This window comes from Altererythrobacter sp. B11, from assembly GCF_003569745.1.
Classification (GTDB): Bacteria; Pseudomonadota; Alphaproteobacteria; order Sphingomonadales; family Sphingomonadaceae; genus Croceibacterium_C.
The window spans coordinates 673780-686914 of record NZ_AP018498.1; the positions used below are offsets into that span (position 1 = coordinate 673780).

The 13135-nt window shown below is 67.7% G+C and carries 17 protein-coding genes; 5 read left to right on the top strand and 12 right to left on the bottom strand.

Annotated elements, in window-relative coordinates:
• Window positions 1-22: 22 nt before the first annotated feature.
• The 3 genes from AEB_RS03185 to AEB_RS03195 are packed head-to-tail and all read left to right on the top strand — an operon-like array spanning window position 23 to window position 2226.
• Window positions 23-226 carry a DUF2093 domain-containing protein gene (locus AEB_RS03185; RefSeq protein ID WP_119081901.1) on the top strand — a complete coding sequence of 68 codons (204 nt, stop codon included), beginning with the start codon at window positions 23-25 and terminating at the stop codon, window positions 224-226.
• On the top strand, window positions 223-1131 hold the full coding sequence (locus AEB_RS03190; RefSeq protein ID WP_231958875.1) for a M23 family metallopeptidase: 909 nt from the start codon (window positions 223-225) through the stop codon (window positions 1129-1131). Before AEB_RS03185 ends, AEB_RS03190 begins: the two co-directional genes overlap by 4 nt.
• A 15-nt stretch (window positions 1132-1146) precedes the next feature.
• Window positions 1147-2226: an esterase-like activity of phytase family protein gene (locus AEB_RS03195; protein WP_119081902.1), complete on the top strand. Its 1080-nt coding sequence runs from the start codon at window positions 1147-1149 to the stop codon at window positions 2224-2226.
• A gap of 35 nt (window positions 2227-2261) precedes the next feature.
• Here AEB_RS03195 and rpmB read toward each other — a convergent pair whose 3' ends face one another.
• Window positions 2262-2549, bottom strand: a complete 288-nt coding sequence (gene rpmB / locus AEB_RS03200; RefSeq protein WP_119081903.1) for a 50S ribosomal protein L28 — start codon at window positions 2547-2549, stop codon at window positions 2262-2264.
• 144 nt (window positions 2550-2693) lie between these two features.
• Between rpmB and AEB_RS03205 the strand changes: the two genes are divergently transcribed.
• Complete coding sequence (locus AEB_RS03205) at window positions 2694-3149, top strand: nucleoside deaminase (protein ID WP_119081904.1); 456 nt, start codon at window positions 2694-2696, stop codon at window positions 3147-3149.
• A gap of 13 nt (window positions 3150-3162) precedes the next feature.
• Here the strand turns inward: AEB_RS03205 and AEB_RS03210 are convergent, their stop codons facing one another.
• From AEB_RS03210 to AEB_RS03260, 11 genes are all read right to left on the bottom strand, one after another.
• Window positions 3163-3822, bottom strand: a complete 660-nt coding sequence (locus AEB_RS03210) for a ribonuclease T2 family protein (RefSeq protein WP_231958876.1) — start codon at window positions 3820-3822, stop codon at window positions 3163-3165.
• Window positions 3823-3869: 47 nt separating this feature from the next.
• Window positions 3870-4295 (bottom strand): hypothetical protein, encoded by a 426-nt coding sequence (locus tag AEB_RS03215; RefSeq protein ID WP_119081906.1) that lies wholly within the window; start codon window positions 4293-4295, stop codon window positions 3870-3872.
• A gap of 71 nt (window positions 4296-4366) precedes the next feature.
• On the bottom strand, window positions 4367-5230 hold the full coding sequence (nadC, locus tag AEB_RS03220) for a carboxylating nicotinate-nucleotide diphosphorylase (RefSeq protein ID WP_119081907.1): 864 nt from the start codon (window positions 5228-5230) through the stop codon (window positions 4367-4369).
• A 97-nt stretch (window positions 5231-5327) separates the two neighbouring features.
• Entirely contained in the window at window positions 5328-6122 is a 795-nt protein-coding gene (locus AEB_RS03225; RefSeq protein WP_119081908.1) for a LytR/AlgR family response regulator transcription factor, read from the bottom strand.
• Window positions 6119-7336 carry a sensor histidine kinase gene (locus AEB_RS03230; protein ID WP_119081909.1) on the bottom strand — a complete coding sequence of 406 codons (1218 nt, stop codon included), beginning with the start codon at window positions 7334-7336 and terminating at the stop codon, window positions 6119-6121. Before AEB_RS03230 ends, AEB_RS03225 begins: the two co-directional genes overlap by 4 nt.
• 83 nt (window positions 7337-7419) lie before the next feature.
• A complete protein-coding gene (locus AEB_RS03235) occupies window positions 7420-8112 on the bottom strand; it encodes a DsbA family protein (RefSeq protein WP_119081910.1) in 693 nt (230 codons plus the stop codon).
• A 9-nt stretch (window positions 8113-8121) separates the two neighbouring features.
• Window positions 8122-9492, bottom strand: a complete 1371-nt coding sequence (locus tag AEB_RS03240) for a M48 family metalloprotease (RefSeq protein WP_119081911.1) — start codon at window positions 9490-9492, stop codon at window positions 8122-8124.
• A gap of 78 nt (window positions 9493-9570) precedes the next feature.
• On the bottom strand, window positions 9571-11028 hold the full coding sequence (locus tag AEB_RS03245; RefSeq protein ID WP_119081912.1) for a PAS domain-containing protein: 1458 nt from the start codon (window positions 11026-11028) through the stop codon (window positions 9571-9573).
• Between the two features lie 124 nt (window positions 11029-11152).
• A complete protein-coding gene (locus AEB_RS03250; RefSeq protein WP_231958877.1) occupies window positions 11153-11620 on the bottom strand; it encodes a DUF2141 domain-containing protein in 468 nt (155 codons plus the stop codon).
• Window positions 11584-12300, bottom strand: a complete 717-nt coding sequence (locus tag AEB_RS03255; protein ID WP_119081914.1) for a sterol desaturase family protein — start codon at window positions 12298-12300, stop codon at window positions 11584-11586. Before AEB_RS03255 ends, AEB_RS03250 begins: the two co-directional genes overlap by 37 nt.
• 46 nt (window positions 12301-12346) lie before the next feature.
• Entirely contained in the window at window positions 12347-12868 is a 522-nt protein-coding gene (locus AEB_RS03260) for an MmcB family DNA repair protein (protein ID WP_119081915.1), read from the bottom strand.
• A 117-nt stretch (window positions 12869-12985) separates the two neighbouring features.
• Between AEB_RS03260 and AEB_RS03265 the strand changes: the two genes are divergently transcribed.
• Complete coding sequence (locus AEB_RS03265) at window positions 12986-13114, top strand: entericidin A/B family lipoprotein (RefSeq protein WP_119084423.1); 129 nt, start codon at window positions 12986-12988, stop codon at window positions 13112-13114.
• Window positions 13115-13135 lie beyond the last annotated feature (21 nt).

A 13135-nucleotide genomic window follows, 5' to 3' on the forward strand; every position in this document is an offset into this window, starting at 1 on the left:
GCGGCTTGGTAAGCCTGTGGCCATGCTGATGTCCTCCGGCGAGAAAGCCGCAACCCTGATCTACGGGCCCAACGGGTTCCGTGTCGTGAAGCCTGGCAGCTATGTGCTCTGCGCCGTGACCGGCGAACCGATCCCGCTTGAAGAGCTGCGCTATTGGAGCGTGGACCGGCAGGAGCCCTATGCCAGCCCCGAAATCGCCACGCAGCGCCTGAACCGCGACTCGTGAGGCGGGCGGCCGCACTGGGGGCGCCGGCGGTGCTTGCCGCCTGCGTGCCCGCGGGCAGCGGTGCGCCGGATGTGGCGGTGGTGCAACCGGTGGAGGCTTCGCCCGCCGCCGTGGCGCCTCCGCAAGCCCCGCGCCTCGCAGGCCCCAGCACTTTCGTCTATGATGGCCAGCTTACCCAGGGCGGCTGGATCCGCGGGCAGGCACCTGCGGGCACCGTCTCCGCCCGCCTGGGGGAGCAGGTGCTCACGCTGGATGGGGAAGGGCGCTTCTTCGCCGCCTTCGATCGCGACGCCGGCCCTACCGCCAGCCTGACGGCCACGCTGGCGGACGGGCGCGTGGTGCGCAGCCCGCTCTCCATCGCACCGCGCGAATGGCAGATCGAACGGGTGAATGTCGCCCGTTCGCCGGGAGGGCCGAGCGAGGCCTTCATGAAGATCCGCCGGCCGGAGCTGGCGCAGATCGCCGCCGCGCGCGCGAAGGACACGGGTGCAGAGGGCTGGCGGCAGGATTTCATCTGGCCCGTCACCGGGCGAATCTCCGGCCGGTTCGGATCGCAGCGCATCTATCGCGGGGAGCCGGGGAGCTATCACACCGGGCTCGACATCTCGAGCGGCACCAGCGGCACGCCCTTCGTCGCCCCGGCCGACGGCGTGGTGATCCTCGCCGCGCGGGAGCCGTTCTCGCTCGAAGGGCACCTGCTGATGATCGACCATGGGGCGGGCCTCAACAGCGCCTTCCTTCACTGTTCGGAAATCGACGTGGAGCCGGGCCAGCATGTGAAGCAGGGGCAGATGCTCGGCCGCATCGGCGCCTCGGGCCGGGCGACCGGGCCGCATCTCCACTGGAGCATCAAATGGCACGATGCGCGGCTCGATCCGCTGCTGTTCCTCGGGCCGATGCCCTGATCGCCTGACCGGCCGGTGAGCGCGCGGGCAAGCAGGCGGCGGCAGGGAGCGCGCGGCCGCATCCTGCGGCTGCTCGCGGTCGCACTGGTGGCGGCGGCCCTTGCGCCGGGCACCTGGTGGCGCGAGCGGGTGAGCTGGGGCACGGCGGAAGGCAGCCCGCTGCTCACCGCCGTCCCGCTTTCGGTGCCGACCGATCAGGCGGGGCCGCTGCGAGTGACGGGGCTGTGGTGGTTGCGCAGCACGAATCAGCATTTCGGCGGCTTCTCCGCGCTGCTGGCGCGCCCCGGCGGGCGACTGTTCGCCGCCAGCGATCGCGGGCGGCAGATGGACTTCTCGTCCCCAAGCGACGGCGGTGGCCGAGGGCCTGCTCAGTTCGCCTTCTTCGCCGGGCGGCAGGAGCTGGACAAAGCGGGTGCCGACATCGAATCGCTCACCGCCGATCCCGCCAGCGGCCGCATCTGGGCCGGCTATGAAGGCGCCAATGCGATCGAGCGCTACGATCCCGGCTTCGCCAACCGACGCCGCGCGCAACCCGCGGCCATGCGCGACTGGCCGCGCAACAGCGGGCCTGAGGCGATCCTGCACCTGCGCGACGGGCGCTTCATCGTGCTGGCCGAAGGCGATCCCGCGCCGCTGCCGGGCGAAACCACGCCCGGCCTGCTGTTCCCCGCCGACCCGGTGGACGCGGAGGGGGACGAATCAGAACCGCTCCGCTTCCGCTTCCCGCGGCCCGACGGCTTTCGCCCGGTAGACATGGCGCAACTGCCCGATGGGCGCGTGCTGATCCTGCTGCGCAAATTCGTGCTGGGTCTGCCGCCCCACTTTGAAACCCGGATCATCCTGGCCGATCCTGCGCGAATCACCGGGGGCGGGGCATGGAGCGGCGAAACGCTGTTCGAACTGGCCAGCCCGCTACCGCGCGAGAACTACGAAGGCATGGCCATCGTGCCCGGGCCCGGCGATGCCGTGACCATCTGGCTGATTTCCGACGACAACACGTCCGTGTTCCAGCGCACGCTGCTGATGCGGCTGGCGTGGAGTCCCAGTAGAGGCGCACAAGAAAAGGCGCGCGACAGCAGCCGCGCGCCCGGTTGATCGGCCCCGCCGCGGCGCCTTGCGGCGCCCGCGAATCAGGCGGCCGGCTGCACCTTCTTGAGATCGCGCTTCACCTTGCGGGCGCGCGGGCTCAGCTTCTCGTCAGAGGTCTTGAGCAGCCAGTTGTCCAGCCCGCCATTGTGCTCGACGGAGCGCAGGCCCTGCGTGGAGACGCGGAACTTGAAGCTGCGGTCCAGCTTCTCGCTCAGCAGCGTCACGTTCTGCAGATTGGGCAGGAAGACGCGCTTGGTCTTGTTGTTGGCGTGGCTAACATTGTGGCCAATCTGGCGGCCCTTGCCGGTCAGTTCGCAGATACGCGACATGATGCTCTCTCGAATTCTGTCTGTGCCGATGTTCGGAAAGCGGCGCGCATAGCGGGGGAGGGGGCACTCGTCAAGCAATCCGCCCCGCTCCTCGGCCATTTCGCAGCCATTGCCGCGACCCCTGCCCCCCGCTAGCGCATGGCAATGACCACCTGGCCGCTCCCCCCGCCGATGGCCCGCGCGATCGCGCTGGCCGAGCGCGCCTCCGCCAGCGGAGAAGTGCCCGTGGGCGCGGTGGTGATGCGCCGTGGGGAAGTGCTGGGCGAAGGCCACAATGCGCCGCGCGGGCTGGCCGATCCCACCGCCCATGCCGAAATCCTGGCCCTGCGACAGGCAGCCCAGCGCCTTGGTAACGAGCGGCTGGATGGCTGCGACCTGTGGGTGACGCTGGAGCCCTGCGCCATGTGTGCGGGCGCCATCGCCCATGCGCGAATCGCCCGGCTCTATTATGCCGCACCCGATCCCAAGGGCGGCGCGGTGGAGCATGGCGCAAGGCTGTTCGACCAGCCGCAATGCCTGCACCGGCCAGAGGTCTATTCCGGCATGGGGGAAGAGCGGGCGGCGGCGCTGCTGCGCCAATTCTTTGCCGCCCGCCGATGATCAGGCCGCTGATCTAAAGGCCGCGCCAGATCTTCACCGGCGCCGAATCGCCGCTGCCCCGCCGCCGCGCATCGCAGCGGGCTGGCAGGAAATCCGTGCCGTAACAGAGCCACATCTCCTCCAGCCAGCCGCGCGAGTTGAGACGGATGCCGATATGCTCCGGCTGCCAGTGGCGATTGGCATCGGCAAAACCGCGGCGGACATCGCCCGCCGTCAGCCCCTCCTTGCGTGAGAGACGATCGTAGTCAGGCAGGCGCAGGCTGTTCCACAGGATGCGGGTGATGCGGAAATAGGTTTCGGGCCGCTGGGCCATACAACTGCCATGCTTGGCCCATTCATTGGCAAGCAGCGCAGGCGACGGGGTCATGCACAGGTTGCGCGCCAGCTCGCCGCCGGTGAGCGCGTTCCGCACCGGGCAATATTGTGGCCAGCCACGCGATCCGCCTTCGGGCCAAAGCCCGTGGACCACGAAGCCGAACCGGCCGCTGCTGCCCGAACACTGCCGCGCATCGGCCCGGCTCTTCCCACGGGTGCGACAATATTCGGGGGACCAGCTGAGCGCGAGCGTGTAGCCGCTGATCGGCCTGGCGCGCGCGGGCCCATCCTGCGCCACGCGCGGAACCGGTACAGGCCCCTGCGGAACGTGGCATTGATAGGCCTGCGCATGCGCCACCGCCGGCGCTATCGCCAGCGCGGCGGCCAGCAGGCAGCGGCGCAGGCTCAGTCGAAAACCTCCGGATCCTGCGCCTCTCCCTTCAACCAGAGAATGGCGTCGGCGCGGAACAGGAAGACGAGCGCGGCCACTTCAAGCAGGTAGGTGAGCAGGCCCAGCGCCCTCGTGACGGTAAAATCCGCCGCGAAGATGCCCGGCAGGCTGAACAGGCCGATCGCCACGAAGAAGGTGAGCACCCATTTCGCGATATTGGATGCGCGCCGGGCGATGAAGAACCACAGCAGCAGGTAGATCGCAAAGCCGAAGGCGAAGGTGGCGATGACGAAGCCGGAGCCGAGGCCCAGCTCCTCCATGCCCGGTTGCCGCGCCAGCAGATCCACTGTGTCGCCATAGCCGATGAGGAAGCTCGCCGCACTGATCGCCAGCGACAGCAGGAACAGTCGTTCGAACATCAGGATGGATTGCGGTCGCATCAACAGGCCCCCTCTTTGTGCAGGGCGCATCCTGCATCCCACGGGGGCGGCTGGCAATCCTCACCAGCCAATCAGAGCGGCGTGAAATCCAGCCCTATATCCGCCGCCGGAGCGCTTTGCGTCAGGCGGCCGACGGACACATAGTCCACGCCGCTGGCGGCGATGGCGCCGATCGTCTCCAGCGTGACCCCGCCGGAGGCTTCGGTGGCGGCGCGGCCGCCGATCACTTCCACCGCGGCCCGCAGCTGCGCAGGGTCCATGTTGTCGAGCAGGATGTGGTTTGCCCCCGCCGCCAGCGCCGGTTCGATCTGCTCGATCCGGTCGACCTCGCAGATGATCCGCGACACCCCGGCCTCGCGTGCGCGGCGCACCGCCTCGCCTACGCTGCCGGCCACGAGGATGTGATTGTCCTTGATCATCGCTGCATCCCACAGCCCCATGCGGTGGTTCTGCGCGCCGCCCATGCGGGTGGCATATTTTTCCAGATGGCGCAGGCCGGGGATGGTCTTGCGCGTATCCAGCAGCGTGCAGCGTGCTTCACCCATCGCGCGGACATAGTCCCGGGTCAGCGTGGCGATGCCGGTCAGGTGCTGCACGATGTTGAGCGCGCTGCGCTCCGCCGTCAGCAGTGCGCGGGCATTGCCGGTGAGCCGCATCAGCGCAGTCCCGGGGCGCACGTCCTCACCCTCTTCCGCCAGAATCGCGATCTCCATGGCGGGATCGAGCAGGCGGAAGAACTCCGCCGCGATCGGCAGGCCGGCCACCACCGCGGCAACGCGGCTGTCCATCACGCCGGAGAAACGCGCCTCGGCCGGGATCACGCTTTCGGCGGTGACGTCATGCCCGCCGCCGGGAAGGCCGGTGCCGAGATCCTCGTCCAGCGTGGCGCGCAGGAACTGCGCGAGGTCGAACCCCTCAAGCGTGAAGGCGGTCATCCGGTCATCCTCCTGGCCCGAAGCGAATGCCCGGGCGGGCCGATGGCCCGCCTCGGCGCCTAGAGCCCCGCTCGCCCGGGTCAAGCCCGGCGCAGTCTCAATGCACGAAGCGGGCGACCACATCCCGATAGGAGCGGCTGACCTTCACCTCGGCGCCCGAATCGAGCACCAGGAAGCATTCGCCATTGGTATGCGGCTTCACCTGGCGCACCTGATCGAGATTGACGATGGTGGAGCGGTGGACGCGCTGAAACACGCGCGGATCGAGCCGGCGCTCGAGATCCTTCATCGTTTCGCGCAGGATCAGCGAATTGTCGCCGGTGTAGATGCACATGTAATCGCCGGCCGCCTCGATATGTTCGATCGTGGCGACATCGACACGGAAGATCTGGCCGCGATCCTTGACGTTGATCATCCGTTCGTAGCGGCTGGCGCCCTCTTCCTCGCCCGGCATGTTCTCCATCGCCTCGGGCGCCACTTCGGCCAGCACGTCCTTGAGCTTCTCGGCCTCTTCGGCGGAGCGTTTCTCGGTCAGGCGGGTGCGCACGCGGTCAAGCGTGTCGGCCAGCTTGCCCTCGTCCACCGGCTTCATCAGGTAATTGATCGCATTCGCCTCGAAGGCGCGGATCGCGTGTTCCTGATAGGCGGTGACGAAGACGAACAGCGGCGGATCGATCTCCATCACCCCGCTGACGACCGAAAAGCCGTCGAAGCCCGGCATCTGGATGTCGAGGAACACCAGATCGGGCTTTTCCGTCTTGATCGCGCGGATCGCCTCGCGCCCGTTGGCGCAGGTGCCGATGATCTCCACGTCCGGGAAGGCCTGGAGCCTCAGCTGAAGGCCCTGGATGGCCAGCTTCTCGTCATCAACGATGAGTGTGCGGATTGTCATGCAGTGGTTCCGATCGCGCTGTTCGCGCCTTGGGGTGCGTGGGGGGGATTGTGAGAGGGTTGGGCTGCTGCGGTGAATGGCGGCGGGGGCGGTGCCGAATCATCGTCCGCCTCCCCGCGCTCATACGGAATCTCGATGATCACGGTGAAACCGCCATCGGCCGGTGTCTGGATTTCGAAGCGGTGTTCCTCACCATAGGCTTGCTGCAGCCGATCGCGAATATTCGCGAGGCCAACGCCGGTGGAAACGGAACGATCCGGGAAAAGTTTCGCCTCGCCGCTGCGCCGATCAAGCGCCTGCTGCTGCAGGCCCGGGCCGGTGTCGGACACAGTCATCCGCAGGCGATTGGCGATCAGTTGCGCCGACAGGCTGATGCGCGCGCCTTCCTCCTGCGGGGAGACGGCATATTTGATCGCATTCTCCACCAGCGGTTGCAGCAGCAGTGAAGGAATGCAGGCATCTGCGGCGGCCGGATCCACCTTGAACACGGTGCGCAGCCGTTCCTCGAACCGCATCCGCTCGATATCGAGATAGAGCTTCAGCGTCTCCACTTCCTGCGCGACCGTCACCTTGCCGCCCGGCTGGGTGACGAGCGTGTGGCGCAGGAAGCTGGAAAGGCGGGTGAGCATCGCATTGGCCGGTTCGGTCTGCTTGAGAAGCACCAGCGTGCTGATGGAGTTCAAGGTGTTGAACAGGAAATGCGGGTTCAGCTGGTAGCGCAGCATGGCGAGCTGAGCGATCGTGGCCTGCGCCTCCAGCCGTTCCAGCCGGTCCGCCTGCTCTTCCACCTGGAGGAAATAGTTGATCGCGTAATAGAGCGCCGACCATGCGCCGAGCAACGTGAGGTCGATGTTGAAATAGATCAGGAAGCGCTGGGCCAGCGTTGCCTCGCGATCGGCATAGACCAGCCCGGCGAGCCAGCCGTCGATTAGCGCGTAGATGGTTACGAACAGGGCCAGCACCACCGCCGTGGTGCCCCAGGTGATCAAGGGCTGACGGTTGAACAGGGCGCGATAGATCACCGCCAGGATCAGGCTCAGCGAAAAGCCCGTGACGGTGGAAATCAGCACCAGGATCAGGAAGTTGCTGGCCTGCGCATTGGCGACGCCGGACATGGCCCGCAGCAGCGCGGCGCCGCCCCAGCCGATGAACTGCAGGTTCCAGAAGGCGCGGTTCTTGTCCTTGAAGAAGGGCGTGGGGCGGAAGGGCAGCATGCCTGCCGCGCCCCCGGGCCGCGCTTCCCGCGGCCGTGCGGAGCGCCTGCGCTGCGTCAGCCGCGACAAGGAGAGCCGCGTCGTCAGGACTCGCGCGCCTCCGCGATCGCCGCGCCGATGCGCTGCTTGCCCACCGCGCCGTTCAGCGCCTGGTCGCCGATGATCCAGCCGGGCGTGCCGGAGATGCCCAGTTCGTTAGCGAGCGCGGCATTGGTGCGCAGATGCGTGTCGAACGCGCCGCTGGCGATGGCCGCATTGGCCTTGGCGAGATCCAGCCCCGCCTCCTTTGCCGCCGCTTCGATGGCATCCGCGCTCGGTGGGCCGAGGCGGAACATGGCGTCGTGGAAGGCGGCATATTTGCCCTGTTGCGCAGCGGCCAGCGCCATGCGCGCGGCATCCACGCTTTCCGGCCGCAGGATCGGGAATTCCCGCACCACCACCCGCAGATCGGGATTGGCGGCGATCAGATCGGCCACGTCGCCCAGGCTTTGCCGGCAATAGGTGCAGGCATAATCGGTGAATTCGACCAGCGTCACCTTACCGTCCGGATTGCCCATCACGGCGCCGGGGAAGGGCGTCTCCAGCTCAGCCCGCAGGGGGGCGATGCGCGCCTGCTGGTCGCGCCGCTGCAATTCCTCCATCGCCTGGGGCAGCACTTCGGGATTGGCCAGCAGGTAATCCCGCGTGGCCTTGCCGCCGAAGCCGGCGGCATCCCACAGGGCGGCGCCGGCGAAGCCGGCACCAAGCGACAGGAGGAGAGTGAGAACCCAACGCATCGGCAAGGCCTACTTCCGGTCCTTCTGGCGTTCAAGCTGCGCCCGCGCCTGCAGCTCCACATCCTGCGCGCGAATCCAATCGGGCGAGCCTTCGGGCAGGCCACGCTCGGCCGCCTGTGCGCTGCGCAGCGCCTCGGCCGGATTGCCTGTCATCACCTGCTGTTCGGCGCTCGCCAGCCGGGCGCGGGGCATGTCGCCATTGGCGGCATAGACAACGCCCAGCTGATACCAGGCGAATGGTATCTCGCGGTCGCGCCCCACCGCGGCGCGCAGCACCTGCTCCGCTTCCGGATAATTGGCGGAATCTTCCGTGGCGATCAGTGCGTGGCCGAAGGTGGAAGCGATCAGCGGGGTGAAATGGGTCAGTTCGCTCGCCCGCCGCAGCGGCGCCAGCGCGTCCCCCGGCCTGCCCGATTCGAGCAGCACCTGCCCCTGCAGTTCGAGGAAATAGGGATTGTCCGGTTCCTCGGCGATCAGCGCTTCGGTCTCGGCCAGTGCCTTATCCATCCGCGCTTCCTTGTGATAGGCGTAGGCGCGAGCGTAGCGCGCAGGCACGCCGGTCATCGTCTCGGGATAGGCATTCAGCGTCTGCGCCGGCGTGGCGAGATAGCCATAGAGCTTGGCCTTGATCGCCAGGAAGCGGCGCTGCTGGTCGGCATCGGGCGGGGTGTTCCACGCCGGATCCTTCTCATACACCCCCTCCAGCCGCGAAATACGGTCCCCCGTCAGCGGGTGGGTGCGGGCGAAGCCGGCTTCGTCGCTCTGGCTGTAGCCGTAGCGGAATTCCTGATTCTGCAGCTTCTTGAAGAAGGCGAGCGAGCCCTTGCCGGTGATGCCCGCCTTGGAAAGATACTCGGCGCCCGCGGCATCGGCGCTGGCTTCCTGAGTGCGGCTGAACTGCAGGAAGCTGCCGATGGCGGCCTGCTGGCCCAGCGCCATGGCGCCCATGCCGGCTTCCGGCGCGCCGGCCAGTGCCGCCGCCAGCCCCACCAACATGGAAAGCGCGCTGATCTTGGTCGCCTTGCCGGCTCCCTGCGAATAGCCGATGATGTGGCCGCCGGTGATATGCCCCAGCTCGTGCGCCAGCACGCCCTGCACTTCATTGGCGCTTTCCGCCGCATTGATGAGGCCGGAATGGACATAGATCCGCTGCCCGCCCGCAACGAAGGCGTTGATCGATGGATCGTTGAGCAGCACCACGTCCACCGCGCCGGGCTGGAGCCCCGCGGCCGCGGCCAGCGGATCGATCATCTGCTGCAGCAGCGCCTCGGTTTCGGCGTCGCGCAGCACATCCTGCGCCGCAGCCGGCTGCGCCAGGGCGAAGGCGGACAATGCCAGAAGGGCCAGCAGGCGGGACAGCGGACGAAGGAGGGCGCGCATAGCCGCAGGGCTAGCGCATTTGCGCCTGAACGGGAACTGAAGTGGCGACAGCGTCCGCGCGCGGCGGGTTTCGGGCGGTCAGCCGAGCAGGCGGCGCGCGGCGCGCTCCACCAGCCCGTCATCCTCCGGCACTTCGCCCAGCACGACCACTTCGCCGTCCTGCTCGCGGCGGATCATCACCAGGCCGAATTCGCTGCCTTCCACCGGAATGGCGGCGAGGCCGGTGGGTTCGATCCGGCGCAGCTTGCTTTCCAGCGCCTTGCGCCGCGTGTTCGGCTTCGCCTCCCGGCCTTGTTCCTCGCGCCGCAGGCGGCGCTCTTCCTTGACCACACCCTTGAGGCCCCCTTCCGCATCGCGGAGGAAGCCGGCGAGCGTGCCGCGCGGCAGGTCCAGCCGGCGGGCGTGATTCAGCGCAGCGGCGTATTCGGCCAGCCGCGTCTTGTCGTAATCGGCGCCGAACACCAGCTTCGCCACCGGCGTCATCGGCGCGCGATCCTGCATGGCGAGGCCCGCGTCGGCCAGCAGTTCGGCGAATTCCTCCGCCTCCCCATCGGCCGCGAGGGAGAAATCATAGGCGTGGCCGATCGCGGCATAGAGCGCCGCACGGGTGCGATCCTCGCAGCTGAGCGCAATGCTCGCCATCTCGCGTGCGGCGGCCAGCCAGTCGCTGAGGCTGGCTTCGTCCGGCACAGCGGAGGACGCCACATCGGCGAAGGAATCGGGCGTGAGCTCCAGCGGTTCGTCTGCCGCGTCCCAACCCAGGGCCACGGCGAGTTCGTGCGGCGGTTCCGCCGTCGGATCGCCCACGCGGCTTGTATCGGGGCCGAAGGTCGGACGCGGCAGCCCGTCGTCGCCATCGGTGAGGGCGGGCGCTGCCTCCTCGCTGGGCAGTGCGGCCGGCCCGTCGGCCCAGTCGGTCAGCGGATCGCGCTTGCCACGCGGCGGCTCCAGCGCCTGGTCGATCTCCAGCAAGAGCTCGTCCGACCCCTGCTGGTCGGCCAGCTCCTTCCAGTTGATCACGCCGTAGATGAAATCGATCGTGTCGTCGTCGCTGGAATAGGGCAGCAGGATGCCGCGATACAGGATCGTCTGCCCCCGCTGGTTCACGAATTCCGCTTCGAAGCCGATCGGCGCCTGATTGGCGATGATCTGCATGTAATGATCGGTGATGCGGCTGAGCAGCGAACGGCCCGGCACATCCTGCAGCCGGTGCAGCGTTTCGCTCGCCACGCCGCACTCCGCGGCCAGCTGCCCGCCGAGATAGGCGATGCCCGGATTGTCCACCCCGGTGGAGAAATCCAGCAGCACGCTGTTGGGCGCGAAATCGGGCAGCGCCGCGGGGTCGAGATCCTCGATGGCGGGGAAATTGCGATCGCGCAGCAGGCTGGCCCAATGATTATAGGCGCGCACCTGCATGCGCCGTTCGTCCTGCCCGATCGCGGCAGGCGGCGGGGCGCTGACAATCTCGTCCTCGGCAAGCGCGTGGTCAGGCTCGTCACCTGCCAGATCATCGAATTTACCGCGCAACGTATCCATGAGGAGCGCCCCTGTAGTCATTCGCATGGCGGCCTTTGTGGCTGCTCGTGGTAAATTAACCGTAAAGTGTTCTCGAAAGGAGAGGGTCTCCGCCTCTTTACGATGACGCCAACCCGCGCTGACGTCAGAAGATGTAGCGCATGCGGATCGCCTGATGGACGGAGCGCGACCCGACCTCGAAGGCGGCATCGCTGAAGCGCGGCGGCCCCATGCGCAGCCGTGCGTCCCGGGAAAAGCCGAAGCCTTCGCGCGGCAGGGTGCCGAGCAGCCGGTCCGCCTTGCCATTGCCGTTCTCGTCATGCAGCACGGCGATCGCATATTCGCCGGGGACCACTGCCGGGAACACGATGGTCAGCGGCTCCCCGCTCGCCACGCTTGCGCTGTAGGCGCCGCTATCGTCGCTGCAGTCGGGAAAATGGCCCGCCAAGGACGTCATGCAGGCGCGCACGATCCCCTTGTCCGATCGCAGCCCGGTCACCTGCACCTCCACCCGCACGCGCAGCTGCTGCGCCGGTGGGGAGGCGGAGACCAGCAGCGGCGCTGCCAGCACCGCGCTCAGCGGGGCGCGGAGAGGCCGCGGTCGGTGCCGCACAGGCGATCCCAGAAACGGAAATAGAGGCCGTAATTGCATCGGTACTCGTCATGGTGGCGTTGATGGTGGCTCGCGGTGATCAGCCAGCCGCCGATCCGCGAATGGACGAGGGCGCGGGGAAACAGCTCCCAGCCCATGTGATTGGTCACGCCCATCACGGTCATGATGGTCAGCACCAGGCCGAGCATGGCGACATGGATGGGAACGATGAACACCAGCGCGGGGATGACGATGGCCCCGCTCAGCGCCTCGATCGGGTGGAAGCTCATTGCGGCCCATGCCGTGGGCGGGCGGCTGGCGTGGTGGACCGCATGGGCCACCCGAAACCAGCGCGGCTGGTGCAGCAGGCGGTGGGTCCAGTAGAACCAGCTGTCATGCGCGAACAAATACAGGAACAGCGACAGCGGCAGATACCATAGCGGATAATCGTGCCAGCCGCCGTAGATCCGCGTCCAGCCATGCTCCTGCCATCCCCAGGCGACCACGCCGGCGGGCACGCCATAGATGGCGGCGGAGGCAAGGGACCAGCCGATTTCCCGCCGGATCTGCGCATTCAGGCCGCGATAGAGCCCCGGCCGCACGCGGGCGGTGGCCAGCGCAAAGGCTCCGCTCGCCAGCAGATAGCGGAAGGCCACGATCGCGGTCATCGCGAGGGCGGAGAGAAGGATCGCCGCAAACATTGCGCGGCGGCTTATGCCCTGCGGCGGGCGGAATATACAGGGGCGTTCAGCCGCCGGCCGGCCAGCTGGAACATTCCGGGTCGTTCGCCACCAGCTGGCGGCGCAGCGCTGCGCGTGCCAGGCGCTCTACTTCCACCTTTCGCCGCGCCGCGGCCAGCGGATGGCTGGGGGCGGGCCGCACGATTTCGGCATCATAGCCATCGGCCACGATCACGCCGCAGCAATCGGGGCGGAAATCCTCCCCTTCCAGGCAGGCGCGGTCCAGCTCCGGCGGGAGGCCCCAATAGAAGCGGTCGCAGAAATCGAGATAATCCGGCCATTTGCCGTCGCCCAGCAGGTCCGATCGCGCCGTCTTGATCTCCACGATCACGATGCGGCCCTTTGGATCGATCCCCATCAGATCGGCCCTCCGGCCATTGCGCAGCGGCATTTCGGTGAGGCACCAGATGTCGTTGCGCGCGAACAGGCGGCAGATGCCGCGTGCCACGGCCGCGGCGCGGCGCTCCGCTTCGTCGGCAGGCACCTCTGCGATGCCGGCGCGGGCAGTGAGAATGGATGAATCGGCCATCACTCCTTGCTGGAACGAAAAAGGAACAGGGTCAAGATCATACCGCCCTTGCGCGAAACGCTTGCCAGCGGCGCCGGGCGGATTCATTTCACGGCAGCAAAGATGAAGGAGCACCGCATGTCCCGTAAAGCCATCGCCATCGCCCTCGCGGCGCTGTCGGTCACGATCCTGTCCGCCTGCAACACCGTGCAGGGCGTTGGGCGGGATATCGAATCGGTCGGCAAGGCGGGCGAGGACGCCCTCTGATCCAGCCCGCCTGACTGGCTT

What these genes read in the sequence shown, in the direction of transcription:
- AEB_RS03260 (WP_119081915.1), bottom strand. Translation starts at nt 12,868, where the DNA reads ATGGCCGATTCATCCATTCTCACTGCCCGCGCCGGCATCGCAGAGGTG.
- AEB_RS03240 (WP_119081911.1), bottom strand. Translation starts at nt 9,492, where the DNA reads ATGCGCGCCCTCCTTCGTCCGCTGTCCCGCCTGCTGGCCCTTCTGGCA.
- AEB_RS03265 (WP_119084423.1), top strand. Translation starts at nt 12,986, where the DNA reads ATGTCCCGTAAAGCCATCGCCATCGCCCTCGCGGCGCTGTCGGTCACG.
- rpmB (WP_119081903.1), bottom strand. Translation starts at nt 2,549, where the DNA reads ATGTCGCGTATCTGCGAACTGACCGGCAAGGGCCGCCAGATTGGCCAC.
- AEB_RS03235 (WP_119081910.1), bottom strand. Translation starts at nt 8,112, where the DNA reads ATGCGTTGGGTTCTCACTCTCCTCCTGTCGCTTGGTGCCGGCTTCGCC.
- AEB_RS03225 (WP_119081908.1), bottom strand. Translation starts at nt 6,122, where the DNA reads ATGACAATCCGCACACTCATCGTTGATGACGAGAAGCTGGCCATCCAG.
- AEB_RS03215 (WP_119081906.1), bottom strand. Translation starts at nt 4,295, where the DNA reads ATGCGACCGCAATCCATCCTGATGTTCGAACGACTGTTCCTGCTGTCG.
- AEB_RS03185 (WP_119081901.1), top strand. Translation starts at nt 23, where the DNA reads ATGCTGATGTCCTCCGGCGAGAAAGCCGCAACCCTGATCTACGGGCCC.
- AEB_RS03230 (WP_119081909.1), bottom strand. Translation starts at nt 7,336, where the DNA reads ATGCTGCCCTTCCGCCCCACGCCCTTCTTCAAGGACAAGAACCGCGCC.
- AEB_RS03245 (WP_119081912.1), bottom strand. Translation starts at nt 11,028, where the DNA reads ATGGATACGTTGCGCGGTAAATTCGATGATCTGGCAGGTGACGAGCCT.
- AEB_RS03205 (WP_119081904.1), top strand. Translation starts at nt 2,694, where the DNA reads ATGACCACCTGGCCGCTCCCCCCGCCGATGGCCCGCGCGATCGCGCTG.
- nadC (WP_119081907.1), bottom strand. Translation starts at nt 5,230, where the DNA reads ATGACCGCCTTCACGCTTGAGGGGTTCGACCTCGCGCAGTTCCTGCGC.
- AEB_RS03255 (WP_119081914.1), bottom strand. Translation starts at nt 12,300, where the DNA reads ATGTTTGCGGCGATCCTTCTCTCCGCCCTCGCGATGACCGCGATCGTG.